The organism is Nocardioides sp. (assembly GCF_035697785.1).
GTDB lineage: Bacteria > Actinomycetota > Actinomycetes > Propionibacteriales > Nocardioidaceae > Nocardioides_B.
The window spans coordinates 1-18,497 of sequence record NZ_DASSCL010000078.1; the positions used below are offsets into that span (position 1 = coordinate 1).

15 protein-coding genes, 1 tRNA gene and 1 pseudogene are annotated in these 18,497 nt (G+C 69.3%); 8 read left to right on the plus strand and 9 right to left on the minus strand.

The features are described from left to right. Together VFH10_RS08060 and VFH10_RS08065 are read right to left on the minus strand one after the other, a co-directional pair. Positions 1-1,723, minus strand: a pseudogene (locus tag VFH10_RS08060) (hypothetical protein); the annotation flags it as partial. Further along, positions 1,720-2,292 (minus strand): hypothetical protein, encoded by a 573-nt coding sequence (locus VFH10_RS08065; protein WP_325127601.1) that lies wholly within the window; start codon positions 2,290-2,292, stop codon positions 1,720-1,722. The pseudogene VFH10_RS08060 and the gene VFH10_RS08065, both read right to left, overlap by 4 nt. Positions 2,293-2,517: 225 nt before the next feature. On the opposite strand from VFH10_RS08065, the gene VFH10_RS08070 reads away from it, so the two are divergent. After that, positions 2,518-3,744, plus strand: a complete 1,227-nt coding sequence (locus VFH10_RS08070) for a lipopolysaccharide biosynthesis protein (RefSeq protein WP_325127602.1) — start codon at positions 2,518-2,520, stop codon at positions 3,742-3,744. Here the strand turns inward: VFH10_RS08070 and polA are convergent. After that, positions 3,741-6,449 carry a DNA polymerase I gene (gene polA / locus VFH10_RS08075; RefSeq protein WP_325127603.1) on the minus strand — a complete coding sequence of 903 codons (2,709 nt, stop codon included), beginning with the start codon at positions 6,447-6,449 and terminating at the stop codon, positions 3,741-3,743. The genes VFH10_RS08070 and polA overlap by 4 nt on opposite strands. A 32-nt stretch (positions 6,450-6,481) precedes the next feature. Next, positions 6,482-7,060 (minus strand): GNAT family N-acetyltransferase, encoded by a 579-nt coding sequence (locus VFH10_RS08080; protein ID WP_325127604.1) that lies wholly within the window; start codon positions 7,058-7,060, stop codon positions 6,482-6,484. Positions 7,061-7,243: 183 nt separating this feature from the next. Here VFH10_RS08080 and VFH10_RS08085 point away from each other — a divergent pair, with 183 nt between their 5' ends. From VFH10_RS08085 to VFH10_RS08105, 5 genes are all read left to right on the plus strand, one after another. Continuing rightward, positions 7,244-8,011, plus strand: a complete 768-nt coding sequence (locus tag VFH10_RS08085; protein ID WP_325127605.1) for a DUF554 domain-containing protein — start codon at positions 7,244-7,246, stop codon at positions 8,009-8,011. Positions 8,012-8,225: 214 nt separating this feature from the next. Beyond that, the gene (locus tag VFH10_RS08090; RefSeq protein ID WP_325127606.1) at positions 8,226-9,596 is read left to right on the plus strand and encodes a branched-chain amino acid ABC transporter permease; all 1,371 of its coding nucleotides are present in this window, start codon (positions 8,226-8,228) and stop codon (positions 9,594-9,596) included. Between the two features lie 13 nt (positions 9,597-9,609). Beyond that, complete coding sequence (locus tag VFH10_RS08095; RefSeq protein WP_325127607.1) at positions 9,610-10,608, plus strand: branched-chain amino acid ABC transporter permease; 999 nt, start codon at positions 9,610-9,612, stop codon at positions 10,606-10,608. Positions 10,609-10,621: 13 nt separating this feature from the next. Further along, positions 10,622-11,608, plus strand: a complete 987-nt coding sequence (locus VFH10_RS08100) for an ABC transporter ATP-binding protein (RefSeq protein ID WP_325127608.1) — start codon at positions 10,622-10,624, stop codon at positions 11,606-11,608. Continuing rightward, positions 11,605-12,441, plus strand: coding sequence for an ABC transporter ATP-binding protein (locus VFH10_RS08105; protein ID WP_325127609.1), 837 nt, complete (start codon positions 11,605-11,607; stop codon positions 12,439-12,441). Before VFH10_RS08100 ends, VFH10_RS08105 begins: the two co-directional genes overlap by 4 nt. A 154-nt stretch (positions 12,442-12,595) precedes the next feature. Here VFH10_RS08105 and VFH10_RS08110 read toward each other — a convergent pair whose 3' ends face one another. The 3 genes from VFH10_RS08110 to VFH10_RS08120 form a co-directional block, all read right to left on the minus strand. Further along, positions 12,596-13,885, minus strand: coding sequence for an ABC transporter substrate-binding protein (locus VFH10_RS08110; protein ID WP_325127610.1), 1,290 nt, complete (start codon positions 13,883-13,885; stop codon positions 12,596-12,598). Positions 13,886-14,105: 220 nt separating this feature from the next. After that, positions 14,106-14,753, minus strand: coding sequence for an ANTAR domain-containing response regulator (locus VFH10_RS08115; protein ID WP_325127611.1), 648 nt, complete (start codon positions 14,751-14,753; stop codon positions 14,106-14,108). Positions 14,754-14,802: 49 nt separating this feature from the next. After that, positions 14,803-14,958 carry a hypothetical protein gene (locus tag VFH10_RS08120; protein ID WP_325127612.1) on the minus strand — a complete coding sequence of 52 codons (156 nt, stop codon included), beginning with the start codon at positions 14,956-14,958 and terminating at the stop codon, positions 14,803-14,805. A 133-nt stretch (positions 14,959-15,091) separates the two neighbouring features. On the opposite strand from VFH10_RS08120, the gene VFH10_RS08125 reads away from it, so the two are divergent. Then, positions 15,092-15,177: transfer RNA gene (locus VFH10_RS08125), tRNA-Leu, on the plus strand. Positions 15,178-15,223: 46 nt separating this feature from the next. Next, positions 15,224-16,003 (plus strand): transcriptional regulator, encoded by a 780-nt coding sequence (locus tag VFH10_RS08130; RefSeq protein ID WP_325127613.1) that lies wholly within the window; start codon positions 15,224-15,226, stop codon positions 16,001-16,003. Between the two features lie 4 nt (positions 16,004-16,007). On the opposite strand, the gene pyk is transcribed toward VFH10_RS08130, so the two are convergent. Continuing rightward, on the minus strand, positions 16,008-17,459 hold the full coding sequence (pyk, locus tag VFH10_RS08135) for a pyruvate kinase (RefSeq protein WP_325127614.1): 1,452 nt from the start codon (positions 17,457-17,459) through the stop codon (positions 16,008-16,010). 43 nt (positions 17,460-17,502) lie between these two features. Then, positions 17,503-18,497 (minus strand): glutamate synthase subunit beta (locus VFH10_RS08140; RefSeq protein ID WP_325127615.1); only part of this gene is annotated, 995 nt, incomplete at its 5' end.

The window sequence follows — 18,497 nt, forward strand, 5'->3', positions numbered from 1 at the left end:
GACCCCTGATGACACTGGTAAGGACAGCGATCTGCGACGGGCCTGTGACGCCAGGTTGTGGCGGACGCGCGGCCGTCGGGTTTGTGTCGGCATCGAAGTAGCAGAGGTCTGTCCCAGCAGGGATCCCGTCCCGAACGTGCGTCAGCAACGTGATGGCGCAGCCCAACTTCTGGTATGAGCCTGCCGGCGTACTATCGCCTGGTCCAGTTGGCTGGTAAAAGATGCCCGTCTTCATGCTGTTCAGCGCTGGCACAGCCTCATTCGAAAGGCCGTTCCGAACCTGGTCGACACCCCATACCAGAGTTCCGGCCGTGCTCTTGTCCCCCACGCCGGACTTCATCTCTTCAAGCCCAGCAATCAGTCGCTGGTAGTCGGCGTTGCTCTTGAGCTGTTGCTGGACGCTCGCCGGAAGGGCGTCGACACCGTCGTACAGGGTCTTCAGGCCCCCCGCGAGGGCCTTCTGCCCGGCGGCGAGCCGGCCTGCGCCGTCGCCGAGGTCCCCTACACCCCCGTCAAGCTCCTTGAGGCCACCATGGAGTCGCTTCGCTCCGGCGGCGAGGTCACGACTGCCGGTGAATGCCTCCCCGGTGCCGTCGGCCAGGCGACGGGCACCCGAGTTGATCAGGCCGAGACCGCTGTTCAGCTCCGACGCACCGTCGGAGAGCCGGCCGGCGCCGTCGTCGAGGCGGCGGGCGCCGTCGTCGAGCTGGCCCGCACCGTCGGCGAGCTCACGGGAACCGGGAGCGGCCTCGCCGGACAGACCGGCTTCGAGCTCGCTGGAGCCGTCGCGGAGCTGGATCAGGCCGGCGAGCAGGTCGCCCGCACCGTCGCGCAGCTTCAGCAGGTTGCTGTCGATCTGGGTGGCACCGTCGGCGAGCGTCGCGCCGGTCTCGGAGCCGCCCTGGTAGCTGTTCGCCGCCGTCTTGAACGTCGGGCTCTCCATCGGGTTCACGGGGAGCGCGGAGATGTCGGCACGCGGGACGACGCCGTCGCTGATGTTCGCGGTGTAGCCGAACTCCGCCGTGTCGGAACCGATCGGCGGGAACAGCGTCATCGTGAAGGACAGCTTGGTGCCGCCCTTGCCGTCGCCGGCGATGTTCGCCTGGTCGGACTGCACGTCGGTGAAGTTCGACGGCGTGGTCGTGGTCAGGGACCCGACCATGGGGATCGGCACGTCGACGGTCTTGGTGATCTCGCCACCCGTGCCGTCGCTGAAGGTGACCTCCTGCTGGGTGGCGGTCACGTTGCGGACGGTGTACTTCACCTCGAGCTGGCCGTCGGAGCCGACGACGTCGCCGGGCTCGACGCGCTCGCCGTCGAGGAAGTACTGCACCTCGACCTCGAGGGGCAGGTCACCGTCGTAGTCGCTGACGGTGCGCAGGCGCTGCTCGCCGTCGACCTGAACGGTGGTGACCTGGTTGCCGTCCTCGACGTCGAAGCCGCCGAAGCCGTCCAGGTTGCGCAGGCCGTCGGTCTCGATCGGGTTGGAGAGGTCGACGGTTCCGTCACCGGTCATCGCGACCTGCTCGTAGACGCGCCGCGTCTTCACCGCGCCGGTGGCGTCGGTGTAGACCTGCACGGTCTCGGTGTTGACGACCTTGACGTCGCCGTTGCTGCCGCTGCCGTCGGCGGCCAGGGCCGCGGGGGCCATCGTCATCGCGGTCAGGGTGACCGCACCGGCAACCGCGGCGATCCGCAGCGGCACGTTGAAGCGCTTGCTCACTTGGCCCTCTCCATCATCTCGTCGAAGCTGTCGTTCTCCTCGACCTCGGCCTTGCTCTTGGCACGGTGCGGCCGCTCGGCGGCTTCGGGACGAGGGCTGGCCAGCGCTACGGCGAGGAAGCCGACGGCTGCCGTCATGAGCAGGGCGGTCACGGCGCTCACGGAGGTGGAGGTGACCTCCGGCGGAGCGGCGGAGTAGTTGTACTCGTAGGCACCTACCAGTGCGGCGGCACCCAGCAGCGTGGCCCACAGCGGGATCCGGCCGGCAGTGACGGCCGCCACCACCACGCAGACCGCGAGGACCAGAACGATGCTGACCGCACGGCCGGCAACGCTGTCGGGCAGGAAGCCCGCCCGGACGAGGTAACCGACCCAGGCGGCGACGAGACCGGCGGCGAAGCCGGCCAACCGCATCGCGGGGCTCTGGTCCGGGACCAGCGCGACCACCGCGCCGACGGCGAGTCCCAACAGGGCCACCGATTCGAGTCTGAGGTCGAACAGGTCACTCAGCACGACGACGAGGACCGCCGCCACGATGAGAATCCCGCCGACCAGCAATGTCTTGCGCATGCTGGGGCGCTCCCTCCACAAAAAGACGCCGGGCGGTCGTCGACCGGCCTCGGCTGCAGTGCCCTCCCTTAGCGCACGGCGCAGTGAGGATATCCCTACTGAGCGGTAACACAAAATCTTGGACAAATCGCTGTCCGGATGTCCCGTTGGTCCCAGCGGGACCCGATACGGCGCCGTCGGCGGGTGCGTCAGAGGGAACCCGCACTCTCGCCTAGGGTTCTGCGCGTGACCAACACCCGCACCCGGAACCAGCTGCTCACCGGCAGCCTGGTCATCGCGGTGGCGATGGGTGTCATGAACGTCACAACCTACGGCTTCACCATCCTCGCGGCCCGGGTCCTCGGCCCCGTCGAGTACGGCGCCCTGGCCGCCGTCATGGGTCTGCTCATCGTCCTCAACGTGCTCTCGCTCGGGCTGCAAGCGACCGGCGCTCGGAGGGTCGCGGCCGCGCCCGAACGCCGGGAGGTCATCGAGCGCGAGGTCATCCGCACGACGTACCGGTGCGCACTGGGCCTCGGGCTGCTCGCGCTGCTCGCCGCACCGCTGGTGTCCGCCGCGCTGGACCTCGACTCCTGGGCGCTTGCCGCTCTCATCGCGGTGACGGTCGTCCCGCTCACGGTGATGGGCGGGCAGGCGGGCGTGCTCCAGGGCGAGCAGCGCTGGGGACCGCTCGCCGGCATCTACCTCGGCGCCGGTCTCGGCCGGCTGGCCTTCGGTGCCGTCATCCTCACGGTCCGCACCGACACGTTCGGCGCCATGGTCGGCGTGGCCGCCGGAGCGTTCGTCCCGGCCGTGGTCGGCTGGTGGGCGCTGCGGCACCCCTCGCGAAGGAACCAGCCCGCGGCCCCCGCCGAGCCACGGGAAGGCGTGCTCCGCGAGACCATGCACAACTCGCACGCGCTGCTGGCGTTCTTCGCCCTCACCAACGTCGACGTGGTCGCGGCGCGCATCGTGCTCGACGAGCACCAGGCCGGCCTCTACGCCGGCGGTCTGATCCTCACCAAGGCGGTGCTGTTCCTGCCCCAGTTCGTGGTGGTCGTGGTCTTCCCGTCGATGTCCCGGTCCGACTCCGCCCGCCGGATAAACCTGATCGCCCTCGGCCTGGTCGCCGCGATCGGACTGGTCGTGGTGCTCGGGGTGGCACTGCTTCCCGATCTCGCCGTGGTCTTCGTCGGCGGACCGGAGTACGCCGAGCTGGCCGACCTGCTCTGGGTGTTCGCGCTGCTCGGCACCGTGCTCGCGATGCTCCAGCTGATGATCTACAACATCGTGGCCCGGCAGCGGCAGCGGATCGTGTACGTCGTGTGGGCGGCACTCGCGCTGGTCGCGGTGGCCTCGCCGTTCGCCGACTCCGTGCCGTCCCTGCTGCGGCTGGTGCTGGTCATCGACACGGTGCTGCTCGGCGCCCTCCTCGCGGTGGCGTCGCGCCGAGGAAGCCCCACCTCCGCCTAGTGCGCGGCCTCGTGCCAGGAGCCACCGGTGCCGACCGAGACGTCGAGCGGGACGGTGAGTTCGGCGGCACCGGCCATCTCGGCACGAACGAGCTCCTCGAGCCGCTCCTCCTCGCCGGCCGCGACCTCGAACACGAGCTCGTCGTGCACCTGGAGCAGCATCCGTGAGGCCAGCCCCGCCTCGCGGATCGCCTCGTCGACGCGCAACATCGCCACCTTGATGATGTCGGCCGCGGAACCCTGGATCGGGGCGTTCAACGCCATCCGCTCGGCCATCTCCCGGCGCTGCCGGTTGTCACTGGTCAGGTCGGGCAGGTAGCGACGGCGGCCGTAGATGGTCTCGGTGTAGCCGGTGCGACGGGCCTCGTCGACGATGCCGCCGAGATAGTCGCGGATGCCGCCGAACGTCTCGAAGTACTCGTCCATCATCCCGCGTGCCTCGCCGGTGTCGATGCCGAGCTGCTGCGAGAGCCCGTAGGCGGACAGGCCGTAGGCGAGGCCGTAGTTCATCGCCTTGATCTTGGCCCGCATCTCGGTCGTCACCTCGGTGGGCTCGACGTCGAACACCCGCGCGGCGGTGGCGGCGTGGAAGTCGCGGCCGGACCGGAACGCCTCGATCAGCAGTGCGTCCTCCGACAGGTGCGCCATGATCCGCATCTCGATCTGGCTGTAGTCGGCGGTCATCAGGGTGCTGAAGCCGCGGCCGACGACGAACGCCTCACGGATGAGGCGGCCTTCCTCGGTGCGGATCGGGATGTTCTGCAGGTTCGGGTCGGTCGATGACAACCGCCCGGTCGCCGCGATCAGCTGGTTGAACGTGGTGTGGATGCGCCCGTCGGACGCGACGGTCTTGAGCAGCCCCTCCACCGTCTGCCGCAGGCGGGAGACGTCACGGTGCCGCAGCAGGTGCCCGAGGAACAGGTTGTCGGGCACCTTCGCCTGCAGCGCCACGAGCGCATCGGCATCGGTGGTGTAGCCGGTCTTGGTGCGCTTGGTCTTGGGCAGCTTCATCTCGTCGAAGAGCACCACCTGCAGCTGCTTGGGCGAGCCGAGGTTGATCTCCTTGCCGATCGCGGCGTACGCCCCGTCGGCCGCGAGCTTCACCTCGCCGGCGAAGTGCGCCTCCAGGCTCTGCAGCTTGTCGATGTCGACGGCGACGCCGATGCGCTCCATCTCGGCGAGCACACCGATCAGGGGCAGCTCGATCTCGCCGAGAAGCCGGGTGCCGCCGCCCTGCTCCAGCTCGTCGTCGAGCGCCGCGGCCAGCTCGAGAACCGTCCAGGCCTGCAGCATCGCGGTGTCGCCGGCGGTCTCGTCGCCGACGCTGTCGAAGCTGAGCTGCCCCGCGTCCTTGTCGGGGTCGGGGGCGAGCTTGAGCTCGCGCTTGAGGTAGCGCAGGGTCAGGTCGGCCAGGTCGTAGGAGCGCTGGTCGGGACGGGCGAGGTACGCCGAGAGCGCGGTGTCGCGCTCGAGCCCGGCCAGCCGCCAGCCGCGCGCGGCCATCGCGAGGATCGGGCCCTTGGAGTCGTGCAGCACCTTGCGGTAGCGGTCGTCGGCGAGCCAGGCGGCCAGCACGGCGTCGTCCTCGGGTCCGATCTGCTCCACGTCGAGCCAGGCGGCCGCCTCGTCACCGGCGGCGAGCGCGATGGCGAAGACGTCACCGCTGCCGCTGTGCCAGGTGCCCTGCACCTGCAGGCCGACCAGCTCGCCGGGCTTGGAGTGGGCCTCCAGCCAGCCGGCCAGCTCACCGGGCTGCAGCCGGGTGAGGTCGAGGTCGAAGCTGATCTCCTCGACGACCTCCTCGGACGTCAGCTCCTGGAACAGCCGGTCGCGCAGCACCCGGAACTCGAGCCCGTCGAAGAGGGTGTGCACCTCCTGCCGGTCCCAGGGCTGCCTGGCCAGGTCGTCCGGGCTCGCCCCGAGCGGTACGTCGCGCACGAGCGCGTTGAGCTGTCGGTTGCGGATCACATCACCGAGGTGGGCCCGGAGCGCCTCCCCCTTCTTGCCGGTGATCTCGTCGGCCCGGGCGATCACGTTGTCGAGGCCGTCGTACTGGTTGAGCCACTTGGCGGCGTAGCCCTCGCCGACGCCGGGCACGCCCGACAGGTTGTCGGACGTCTCCCCCACCAGGGCCGCCATCTCGGGGTAGCGGGCCGGCGGGATGCCGTACCTCTCCTCGACGGCCGCAGGTGTCATGCGCTTCATCTCCGAGACCCCGCGCATGGGGTAGATGACCGTGGTGAGGTCGTCGACGAGCTGGAACGCGTCGCGGTCGCCAGAGCAGATCAGCACCTCGAAGCCCTGCCCCGTGGCCTGCGTGGCCAGGGTGGCGATGATGTCGTCGGCTTCGTAGGCGTCGACGTCGAGGTGCCTGATGCGGAGCGCGTCGAGCACTTCCTTGATCAGGGGCAGCTGGCTCTTGAACTCGTCGGGCGTCTTGTTGCGCTTGGCCTTGTAGTCGGCGTACTGCTCGAGCCGGAACGTCTGCCGCGACTTGTCGAAGGCCACCCCGACGTGGGTCGGCTGCTCGTCGCGCAGCACGTTGATGAGCATCGAGGTGAACCCGTAGACCGCGTTGGTCGGCTGCCCCGTCGTGGTGGAGAAGTTCTCGACGGGCAGGGCGAAGAACGCGCGGTAGGCCAGCGAGTGGCCGTCGAGCAGGAGCAGGCGCGGACGCTCGTCGGGACGGGCTGCGGTGTCAGGCACACGGTCACCCTAGTAGCCGCCACCGACGGGTCTCAGGTCGACTTGGTCTGCGCCCGTCGCAGCGAACGGCGCCGTGCGAGGACCTGCCCCACGGTGCGCTGGTGCCGGTTGTCGGTGAGGCAGACCGGGGGCGGCTCGACCGGCAGCTTGGCACGCAGCGTGGCGACCGACGCGGCCCGCACGACCGCGAGCTGGGTCAGCCCGAGCCGCGCCATGAACCGGTTGGCGTCGCGCGAGCTCACCGAGGCCGCGACCAGGACGTGACTGGTGCCCTTGTCCTCCGCCCACGACACCGTCGCCTCCATCAGGGCCGTGCCGACGCCGCGACGACGGGACTCGTCGAGGACGTGCAGGTGGGCAACATGGACGGCGCTGGTCGCCTGCAGCGGCGAGATCGGGGCCCGCATCAGCTGGACGGCGCCGACGACGCGGCCGTCATGGACGGCCACGAGCAGACGCTGGTCGGGATCCGCGGCGATCGACGCGATCGCGCAGGCTCCTTCGCCGGGGGTCTCGTCGAGCACCGGGCCCGCGGCCGTGCCGAACACCAGACGCAGCGCGTCGAGGTCGTCGGGGGCTGCGTCGCGAACCAGCACCGCACTGCGGAACACGGGCACCTCTTCCAGCCGGGCCGACCGGCGAACGGAGTGAGTCGTGGGACATGGCCACGACGAGCCGGCTGCGAGTCGCCCCCGAGACTGCGCGAACCGGACTGAGGTGAGAGATTACGCCTACATCGGACATCGGCGGTAGTCCGGCTTTCAACTTTCGCGGGATCGCGGGAAGGAGGCGCCGTGTTCCCCGGTGTCGGCACGCTCGTGAACGTGCTCGCGGTGCTGGTGGGGACCGCGATCGGGGTGCTCGTCGGCCACCGTCTCCACCAGCGCACCCGCGACGTCGTCACCGACGGGCTGGGCCTGGCCACCCTGCTGATCGCCGGCACGGCCGCCGTGAGCGTCCAGGACCCCGCGCTCGTGGACGCGGTCGGGCCCAGCGCACCTATGCTGATCGTCCTCGGCGCCCTGATCATCGGCGGCGTCATCGGCTCCGTGGTGGGCATCGAGGACGGTCTCGAGCGCTTCGGCGGCTGGTTGCAGCGCAAGCTCCAGCACCGGCAGTCGCGTGCGGGCGGCCGCAGCGACGGTCCCGAGCGGCAGCGGTTCATCGAGGGCTTCGTGACCGCTTCGCTGGTCTTCTGCGTCGGTCCCCTGACCGTGCTCGGCTCGCTGAACGACGGCCTCGGCAACGGCGCCGACCAGCTGTACCTCAAGGCCGCCCTCGACGGGTTCGCCTCGATCGCGTTCGCGGCGTCGCTCGGCTGGGGCGTCGGCGCCAGCGTGCTGGCCCTGGTCGCGGTGCAGGGATCGCTAACGGTCGTGGGTGCGGCGCTGGGCAACGTGCTGCCCGAGGCACACGTGGCGGCGCTGACCGCGACCGGTGGGCTGATGCTGGTCGGCGTCGCGCTGCGGCTGCTCCGGATCAAACCGGTGCCGGTGGGCGACCTGCTCCCGGGTCTGGTCGTTGCGCCCCTTTTGACCGCGCTGGTCATCGCATTCCGCTGACGGCCCGCGGTACGTCGTACCGGCAGGCGGTGCACGACGCGACCGACACGAGACAGCATTGTTGCCCCAATGGTTCCCGCACCGCGCCCGATGGTTCTAGGGTGCGAGGTGCGAGAGAGACAGCGGCGACTCCGGTGCCGGGCGGAGGGGCGCCCGACGGCATGGTCGCTATAGTCCCGCCCGTCGATCGACCAGCGAACGCGACAGGAGTCCCATGCACGCCCGTCCGAAACGTATTGCTGCGCTGCTCGCGCTGGCGATCGCCCTCCTCGTGTCGGTGAGCGGGGCGGCCTCAGCCGCCGTCACCCCGCACGCGGCAGAGGGCGGCACCGAGTGCGCGCTGCCCCAAGGCACTGATGACGACGTCATCTCCGTCCTCGGCAGGATCTGCGACCGCCGGGAGTCGCCTCAGGCCCCCGTGGAGGGCGCGGACGTCACGGTCGAGGACGAAGCGGGCGAGGTGATCGGCGAGGCCACGTCGGGCGCCGACGGCACCTTCGTCATCGACCTGCCCGGCACGGTGGTCGACCACCTGGGCAAGACCTACGTCGTGAAGATCGACGAGGACAGTCTCCCCGAGGACACCTCCCCCGACGTCCTGCAACGCCAGGTTGCGATCAACCTCGACACCGACCAGTCCGTCACGTTCCCCGTCGGCGGGGCCGAGGCCGGCACCGGGTTCGCCACCCAGGCACTCCAGCTGACCGTCGGCGGCATCGTCTTCTCGGTGCTGCTGGCGATGGCGGCCCTGGGCCTCTCGATGATCTTCGGGACCACGGGTCTGACGAACTTCGCGCACGGCGAGCTCGTCACGTTCGGGGCGATCATCGCGTTCGCGGTCGACCAGCTGCCCGGCGCGATCCGCATCGCCGGGGTGAACCTGACGGTGGTGGTCGCCGTGTTCGTCGCGTTCGTCGTGTCCGGAGCCTTCGGCTGGGTCAACGACCGCGCACTGTGGGCGCCGCTGCGCAGACGCGGCACCGGGCTGATCGCCATGATGATCGTGAGCATCGGACTCTCCATCTTCCTGCGCAGCATCTTCCAGTACTTCTCCGGCGCGCAGAGTCGCAACTACTCCCAGTACTCCGCGGTGCAGCCGTGGGAGATCGGCCCGCTCCTGATCACGCCGAAAGAGGTGATCGTCGCGGTGACCGGCGTCGCCGTGCTGGTCGGCGTTTCGCTGCTGATCCAGCGCACCCGGCTGGGCAAGGCCACCCGGGCGGTCGCCGACAACCCGGCCCTCTCCTCCGCCACCGGCATCAACGTCGAGCGGGTGATCAACCTGGTCTGGATCGGCGGCGCCGCGCTGGCCGGTCTCAGCGGGGCGCTGCTCGGCCTCACCCAGGGCTTCGACTACCAGATCGGCTTCAAGCTCCTGCTGCTCATCTTCGCCGCGGTCGTGCTGGGCGGGCTCGGCTCGATCTGGGGCGCGATGGTCGGCGCCTTCGTGGTCGGGCTCTTCACCGAGCTGTCGACCCTGTTCGTGCCGGCCGAGTTCAAGTTCGTCGGCGCCCTGCTCGTGCTCATCATCGTCTTGCTGATCAAGCCCGAGGGCCTGCTCGGCAAGTCCCAGCGAGTCGGCTGAGGAAGGACCGGACATGGACCTGCAGACAATCCTGAACCTCTCGCTCCAACAGGCACTCGGCCCCACCGCCGTGATCTACGCGCTCGCCGCGATCGGGCTCAACGTGCACTTCGGCTACACCGGGCTGCTGAACTTCGGCCAGGCCGGCTTCATGATGGTCGCCGGCTACGCGATGGCCTCCGTCTCCACGATCTGGGGTCTGAGCCTCTGGCTCGGGGTGCTCATCGGCCTGGTGCTGACGGTGCTGCTCGCGCTGCTGCTCGGCGTGCCCACGCTCCGGCTGAGGGCCGACTACCTCGCGATCGTGACGATCGCGGCGGCGGAGATCATCAGGCAGACCATCGGCGCGGCGTCCTTCTCCGAGTACTTCGGCGGCCAGGACGGTGTCACCGGGTTCATCGACGGCTTCCGCGCGATGAACCCGTACGGCAGCGGCGTCCGGATCCCAGGCGTGGTCGGCTGGAGCGCCTACGACTTCTGGGTGATGACGGTCGGCTGGGGTCTCGTGGCGGCCTGCTGCCTCGTGGTCTGGCTGCTCATGCGCAGTCCCTGGGGCCGCGTGCTGAAGTCGATCCGAGAGGACGAGAACGCCGTCCGGTCCCTCGGGAAGAACGTGTATGGCTACAAGATGCAGTCGCTGATCATCGGCGGCATCTTCGGCGCCTTCGCCGGCTTCGCGACCGCCCTGCGCTCGGCCGCCGTCGGCCCGTCGTTCTTCGCGACGGACGTGACCTTCTTCGCCTACACGGTCCTGCTGATCGGTGGCGCCGCCCGCGTCCTCGGCCCGGTGGTCGGATCGGTGATCTTCTGGTTCCTGATCACCGCCCTCGGCGTCTTCTTCAGCCAGGCCACCGCCGGACCCGACCCGCTGATCCCGGCCTCGATCATGACCGCCAACCAGGCCAGCCTGATGCGGTTCATCTTCCTCGGCCTGGGGCTGATGCTGTTGATGATCTTCCGACCACAAGGGATCTTCGGGGACCGAAGGGAGCTGGCTCTCGATGCCCGCTGACACCACGCAGACCATGTCTGATCAGGGGCCCGACCAGGGTCCCGACCAGGGGAACGACCGCGGCGAGAGCCGGGAGTCGCAGGCCGGACGCGCCCGCGCGGCCGATGCGCTCAAGTCGGTCGAGCACGAGCCTGGTGCGGCCAAGCCGGACCCGATCGTCAAGGCCACCGGCATCATGCGCACGTTCGGAGGGCTCAAGGCCGTCGACGTCAAGCACGTGGAGATCCAGCGGGGTGTCATCACCGCGCTGATCGGTCCGAACGGCGCCGGCAAGACCACCCTCTTCAACCTGCTCACCGGGTTCGACCGGCCTGACCAGGGCGAGTGGTCGTTCAACGGTCGCAGCCTCGGCAAGGTGCCGGCGTACAAGGTGGCCCGGATGGGCATGGTCCGCACCTTCCAGCTGACCAAGGTGCTCTCCCGGCTGACCGTCTTGGAGAACATGCGGGTCGGCGCCACCGGACAGCGCGGCGAGTCGCTGCTCCAGGCGATGCTCCGGCCGCTGTGGCGGGGGCAGGAGGACGCCAACACCGAGAAGGCCGACGCGCTCCTCGAGCGGTTCCTGCTCATCAAGAAGCGCGAGGACTTCGCGGGCTCCCTGTCCGGCGGCCAACGCAAGCTGCTGGAGATGGCCCGCGCGTTGATGGCCGACCCCGAGCTGGTCATGCTCGACGAGCCCATGGCGGGGGTGAACCCCGCGCTCAAGCAGTCGTTGCTCGGCCACGTGAAGTCGCTTCGCGACGAGGGCCGCACTGTGCTGTTCGTCGAGCACGACATGGACATGGTGCGGGACATCTCCGACTGGGTCATCGTGATGGCCCAGGGCCAGATCGTCGCCGAGGGACCGCCCGACGCGGTGATGGCCGACCAGCGGGTGATCGACGCCTACCTCGGTGCCCACCACGACACCGATCTCTCGGAGGCGCAGGAGCAAGAGATCCTGGCCGCGGCCGAGGCCGAGATCGCCGAGATGCGCGAGGAAGAGGAGGAGCAGCCGTGACCGAGACCCCTCGCGAGCCCGCTGAGGAGACCGACGCCACCGGCGGCCTGGCGACCGAGACATCACCGGGCACCGAGGTGCCCGGTCGGGAGCAGCACCTCAAGGCGGCCGAAGGCGCCGTGCTGCGGGCGGACGACCTGATCGCCGGCTACCTGCCTGGGGTGAACATCCTCAATGGCGCGGACCTGTACTGCCAGGACGGCGAGCTCGTCGGCATCATCGGGCCGAACGGTGCGGGCAAGTCGACCCTGCTCAAGGCGCTGTTCGGTCTGGTCAGGATCGGCTCGGGCACCGTCACCCTGAACGGTGACGACGTCACCAACCAACGCGCCGACGTGCTGGTCACCAAGGGCATCGGCTTCGTGCCGCAGACCAACAACGTGTTCCCGTCCTTGACGATCCAGGAGAACCTGGAGATGGGCGTGTATCAGCGGCCCAAGTCATTCCGGAAGCGGTTCGAGTTCGTCGGAGAGCTGTTCCCCGCACTCGTCGACCGTCGCGCCCAGCGGGCCGGTTCCCTGTCCGGCGGTGAACGCCAGATGGTGGCGATGGGACGAGCCCTGATGATGGAGCCGTCCGTGCTGCTGCTCGACGAGCCCTCGGCCGGCCTGTCGCCGGTGATGCAGGACGAGGTCTTCGTGCAGACCCGGCGGATCAACCGGGCCGGCGTGTCGGTCGTCATGGTCGAGCAGAACGCCCGCCGGTGCCTGCAGATCTGCGACCGCGGCTACGTGCTCGACCAGGGCCGCAACGCCTACACCGGCACCGGCGCCCAGCTCTCGAAGGACCCGAAGGTCATCGAGCTGTACCTCGGCACGCTCGCCAAGGCCTGACCCACAGCCACACGCGCAGGGCCCCGACCGCTTCTGACGGTCGGGGCCCTTCGCGTTGCCGTGCGTGTCCGAAACGGCAACGCGAAGGGGCCCGGCCGACGGCCGGGCCCCTTGCTATGGGCTGTCCGGGCTGGCGCCCGGGTGGGTCCTAGGGTCAGTTCACGACGCCGGAAACGGTGTCGGTCTCCTTGTAGGTGTTGCCCTTGCTGTACTCGTTGATGCCGATCGTGCCGGACGCCGGGCTACCGGTGTCGTTCATGTCCGTCGGACCACTGGCACCTTCGTAGTCGATGTCCTCGCCGTCCTCGAGAAGCTGTGCGCACTCCTCGAACGTCGAGCACTGAGTGCCGTCCTTGGTGACGTTGATGATCTCCGCACCGATGGCCTCACCCGAGTCGTCGCCAGCCGCGATCGCGGCGAGGGCGATGATCATGGTCGCGTCGTACGACTGGGGACCGTAGGTGAAGTCCTTGATCTTCGGGTCGATCTCGAGCAGCTTGTCGTTGAACTCCGGGTCCGGGTTGCCCGACACCGGGATGGTGCCCTTGACGCCGGCGAGGTCGAAGTTCTCGTCGGAGTAGTCGGCCAGGTTGCCGTCCACGAAGTACAGCTGGATGTCCTGGGGACCGATCCCCTTGGCGATCAGCTGCGGGATGATCTTGGTGGTCTCCTCGAACGCGATCAGCACGAGGGCGTCGGGCTGGTTGGCCGCGATCTGGTTGACCTCAGCGGTGAAGTTCTGCGCGTCGGCCGCGTAGAGCACCTTGTCGGTGACGGTGGCGCCACGCTCCTCGAGCGTCGCCTCGACCTGGTCGGCCAGACCCTCGCCGTAGAAGTCCTGGCGAGCCATGACGGCGACGTTCTGGTGGCCGTCCTCGACCGCGAGGTTGCCCAGCACCTGGCCCTGGAGCCGGTCGGAGGGCGCGGTGCGGAAGTAGAGACCGTTGTCGTCGTAGGTGTCGAAGCCGGCCGCGGTGTTGGCCGGGGAGAAGTGGACCGTGCCGTTGCCGGTGATCTTGTCGATGACGCTGACCGAGACACCGGAAGCCGCGGCGCCGATGATGGCGTCGACGTTCTTGTTGAACAGGCCGTCGACCTCGGCACCGGCGATGTCAGGGGTGCCGTCACCGGAGTCGGCGTCGAACTCCTCGACGTCCGCTCCGAGCACGCCGCCGGCGGCGTTGATTTCCTGGATGGCCAGGTCCACGCCCGCGAACTCCGGGGGGCCGAGGAAGGCGAGGTCACCGGTCTGCGGAAGCAGCGACCCGATGCGCAGCACACCGTCGCCGGTGGGCTCGGCCTCGGCGGACTCGCTGGTGGACTCAGAGCCGGCAGGGTCGTCGGCGGTGTCGGTCTCGTCGCCGCCGCCACCGCAAGCGGTGAGGACCAGCGATGCTGTCGCCAGGACGGCGGCAGCGCGCCAAGCGCGTGTTGGGCGAATCAATTCATGCCTCCGTGAGGATGGAGCGGTCGACGCACTTCCTCGCAGGGTCGAGGAAGGCGCTCTTGCGAGAGTGAACCTAGCGCCAAAACCGCTCTGAACAGGGGACGTCGTGACAAATTGGTGGACTGTCGTTGCCATTTCGTGACCTCCCCGGCCTCAATGTCACGAAAGTGGCTGCCGACACCCGGAAATCCCAGCAATACGGGACGATCGGGGTCGTTCAGTCCTGCTCGGCCCCGGCCTCGGCGTCGTCGTTCCCACCAGCCACACCACTCACCGAGGGCCCATGCGTGATGACTCCCTCGGCGACCTGACGCATGGACAACCGGAGGTCCATCGCGGTCTTCTGGATCCAGCGGAACGCGTCGGGTTCGCTGAGCTCGAGCCGTTGCTGCAGGACGCTCTTGGCGCGGTCGACGGCTTTGCGCGTCTCCAGCCGCTCGGAGAGGTCGGCCACCTCGGTCTCGAGGAGCTGGAGCTCGGCGAAGCGGGACACCGCCATCTCGACGGCGGGCACCAGGTCGTGCTGGGCGAAGGGCTTGACGAGGTAGGCCATCGCGCCGGCGTCGCGGGCCCGCTCGACGAGCTCGCGCTGGCTGAACGCGGTGAGGATGACGACCGGGGCGATGCGTTGCTCGGCGATCCGTTGCGCCGCGGTGATGCCGTCGAGCTTGGGCATCTTGACGTCGAGCACGACGAGGTCGGGCCGGAGCTCCTCGGCCAGCGCGACGGCCTTCTCCCCGTCGCCGGCCTGACCGACGACGTCGTACCCCTCCTCGGCGAGCATCTCGGCGAGGTCGAGCCGGATGAGCGCCTCGTCCTCGGCGATCACGACGCGACGGGACGGGGCTTGCGGCTCGGTGCTCACGCGCACAGGCTAGCCGGGCCTCCGACGGCCTGGCCGACGCAGGTGAGCGTCAAGCGGTGCGGGTCACACGCTCGGCGCGCGCGGACAGGAAGAGCTCGACCTCCTCGCGCTCGACGCGCTGCCGGGACAGCTCGGTCGACGCGGCTCGCGCGTTCGCCAGTGCCCGTTCCTGCCCGGCCAGCCGGGCCAGCAGTGCCCTCACCATCGCGCGCTCCCTCTGTCGTCCCGCCCGAAAGTCTAGTGACTCGCTACAGTTTGCGCAACACCGCCCGCGTCACAAGAATGCGCCCACGATCGTCCGTCGTGTCGGCCTCGGGTACGGTTGCGCTGCGTACCCTGCCGGGTTGGCGGAACGGCATACGCGGTGGTCTCAAACACCACTGCCCGAAAGGGCTTGTGGGTTCGAATCCCACACCCGGCACCAGCTCACGTGCTCACTCGCTGTCGGTGCGTGCCGACACTCTGAGCTCATGACTCACGTGCGTCCGGCGTCCGTCGTCGCCAGCGTCCTGCGCAGCTCTGACGCGGGCGTGCCCGATGCAGAGAACGCCGCGGCGCACGGAATCGCGGCCAAGACCGTCCGGCGATGGCGTCGGGAGTACGGGAGACGCGGACGTCCCCGTGCTCTGCCACATGGCTCAGCGGCCTGTCCCCGCTGCGACGACGCCGTCCTCGATGGCGCGGCGTTCGTAGAGCTGTTCGGTTGGTACCTGGGCGATGGTCACATCACGAAGTCTGTCCGGGGGACCTACACCCTGCACGTGGTCAACGACCGTCGCTACGCGGCGCTCAACGATCGCCTGCTCCTCCTGATGACGCGCGTCAAACCCGGCGGACGTCCACATTGGCGAGATCGCCCAGGTGCGGTGCTGACATCGATGGGTTGGCAGCACTGGCCGTGCCTCTTCCCTCAGCACGGCCCTGGCCGGAAGCACGAGCGCAACCTGGGCATGGAGGACTGGCAGTGGGAGCTCATTGAGCGGCATCCCGGCGAGTTCCTGCGCGGATTGATGCATTCCGACGGATGCCGGGTGAACAACTGGGCGTCGCGCGAGGTGGCCGGGGAGCTCAAGCGCTACGACTATCCCCGCTGGCAGTTCGTGAACCACTCAGAGGAGATCATCGAGTGGTGCACGCGGACGCTCGATCTGCTCGGCGTGCCCTGGCGGCGATCGTCGTGGAAGACGGTTTCGGTGTCTACCAGGGCTGGGGTCGCCGAGCTCGACGCAATCGTGGGGCCGAAGCGCTGAGCGGTCAGCTCTCGCGGCGGTACGCCGGAGCCACCTCGTTGATCGCGTCGCCCATCCGGTGGATGCGCAAGGCGTTGGTGGAGCCGGGGATGCCGGGCGGGCTGCCGGCGATGATGACGACGATGTCGCCTTCCTGCACCCGGTTGACCATGAGCAGGTGCTCGTCGACCTGGCGCACCATCTCGTCGGTGTGCTCGACCTCGGGGGCCTTGAAGGTCTCGATCCCCCACGACAACGCCAGCTGGGAGCGCACGGCCGCGATCGGGGTGAACGCGATCATCGGGATCGGGCCGCGGTAGCGGGACAGCCGGCGGGCGGAGTCGCCGCTCTGGGTGAACGCGACGAGGTACTTCGCGCCCACGCGCTCGGCGACCTCGGCGGCGGCCTTGGCGATCACGCCACCGCGCGTGCGCGGCTGCCAGTCGATGGCGGTCATCCGGGCAAGACCGTGGTCCTCGGTCGACTCGATGATCCGGGCCATCACCTCGACCGTCTCGGTCGGGTACTGGCCGACGCTGGTCTCACCCGAGAGCATCACAGCGTCGGCGCCGTCGAGCACCGCGTTGGCCACGTCGGACGCCTCGGCTCGCGTCGGTCTGGGCGCCGAGATCATCGACTCCAGCATCTGGGTGGCGACGATGACCGGCTTCGCGTGCCGTCGGGCCACGTCGATGACGTGCTTCTGCAGGAACGGCACGTCCTCGAGCGGGCACTCCACGCCGAGGTCGCCGCGGGCCACCATGAAGCCGTCGAACGCGTCGACGATCTCCTCGATGTTGTCGATCGCCTGGGGCTTCTCGATCTTCGCGATGACAGGCAGGAAGACGCCCTCCTCGCTCATGATCTGGCGGACGTCCTCGACGTCCTTGGCCGAGCGCACGAACGACAGCGCGATGAAGTCGACGGTCATGTGCAACGCCCAGCGCAGGTCCTCCTTGTCCTTCTCGGACAGCGCCGGCACCGACACCGCGACCCCCGGCAGGTTGATGCCCTTGTTGTCGCTCACCGGACCCGGCACCACGACCCGCGTGTGCACGTCGGTGCCGTCGACGACCGAGGTGACCTCGAGGCGCACCTTGCCGTCGTCGATGAGGATCTGATCGCCGGCGGAGACGTCACCCGGGAGGCCGTCGTACGTCGTCGAGCACACCTCGGCATCGCCCGGCACCTCGCGGGTGGTGATGGTGAACGACGCACCCTCGGCGAGCTCCACGGGCCCGGCGGCCACCCTGCCGAGCCGGATCTTCGGTCCCTGGAGGTCGGCGAAGACGCCGATCGCGTGCCCGCTCTCGTCGGAGGCCGCCCGGACCATCGCGTAGACCTTCTCGTGGTCGGCATGGCTGCCGTGGCTCATGTTCAGCCGCGCGACGTCCATGCCGGCATCCACCAGAGCACGGATCGCCCCCGGGGTGGAGGTGGCCGGACCCAGGGTGCAGACGATCTTTGCTCTACGCACCCGACGAGCCTAGCGCCGACGGGCTTGAACGATCCAATGCAGCTCAGACGACCAGCGGACGCTCGGTCGGCGGGATCGGCGCGGGCAGCGTGGTGGCACCCCGCAGGTGCGTGTCGACGGCCGCCGCGGCGGCGCGTCCCTCGGCGATCGCCCACACGATCAGCGACTGGCCGCGACCGGCGTCACCGGCGACGAAGACCCCCGGCACGCTCGACATGTACGACGCGTCGCGGACGATGTTGCCGCGCTCGTCGAGGTCCACGCCGAGCTGCTCGACCACGCCGTCGCGCTCCGGACCGGTGAACCCCATCGCCAGCAGGACCAGGTCGGCCGGGATCTCGCGCTCGGAGCCCTCGATCTCGGCGAACCGGCCGTCCCTCGTCTCGACCTCGACCAGCCGCAGCGCACGGACGTGGCCGTCGTCGTCGCCAAGGAACCGCTGGGTGGACACCGAGTAGACGCGCTCGCCGCCTTCCTCGTGGGCGGAGGAGACTCGGAAGATCATCGGGTAGGTCGGCCAGGGCTGGCCGGCGGGCCGGTCGGTGCCCGGCTGCGGCATGATCTCGAGCTGCGTCACGGACGCGGCCCCCTGCCGGTGGGACGTGCCGAGGCAGTCGGCGCCGGTGTCTCCCCCGCCGATGATCACGACGTGCTTGCCCTCGGCGGTGATCTGGTCCTCGACGTCCTCACCGAGCGACGCGCGGTTGGACTGCGGCAGGAACTCCATCGCCTGGTGGATGCCGTCGAGCTCGCGGCCGGCGACCGGCAGGTCGCGGGCCACGGTCGAGCCGATGGCGAGCACGACCGCGTCGAAGCGCTCGCGGATCTGGTCGCCGGTGATCTCCGCGCCGACGTCGACACCGGCGCGGAAGACCGTGCCCTCGCGGCGCATCTGGTCCAGCCTGCGGTCGAGGTACTTCTTCTCCATCTGGAACTCGGGGATCCCGTAGCGGAGCAGCCCGCCGATGTTGTCGGCACGCTCGTAGACCGCGACGGTGTGCCCCGCGCGGGTGAGCTGCTGCGCGACGGCCAGGCCCG

Coding starts and splice junctions, on each gene's coding strand:
- VFH10_RS08130 (WP_325127613.1), top strand. CDS start 15,224: ATGACTCACGTGCGTCCGGCGTCCGTCGTCGCCAGCGTCCTGCGCAGC.
- VFH10_RS08090 (WP_325127606.1), top strand. CDS start 8,226: ATGCACGCCCGTCCGAAACGTATTGCTGCGCTGCTCGCGCTGGCGATC.
- VFH10_RS08120 (WP_325127612.1), bottom strand. CDS start 14,958: ATGGTGAGGGCACTGCTGGCCCGGCTGGCCGGGCAGGAACGGGCACTG.
- VFH10_RS08065 (WP_325127601.1), bottom strand. CDS start 2,292: ATGCGCAAGACATTGCTGGTCGGCGGGATTCTCATCGTGGCGGCGGTC.
- VFH10_RS08100 (WP_325127608.1), top strand. CDS start 10,622: ATGTCTGATCAGGGGCCCGACCAGGGTCCCGACCAGGGGAACGACCGC.
- VFH10_RS08095 (WP_325127607.1), top strand. CDS start 9,610: ATGGACCTGCAGACAATCCTGAACCTCTCGCTCCAACAGGCACTCGGC.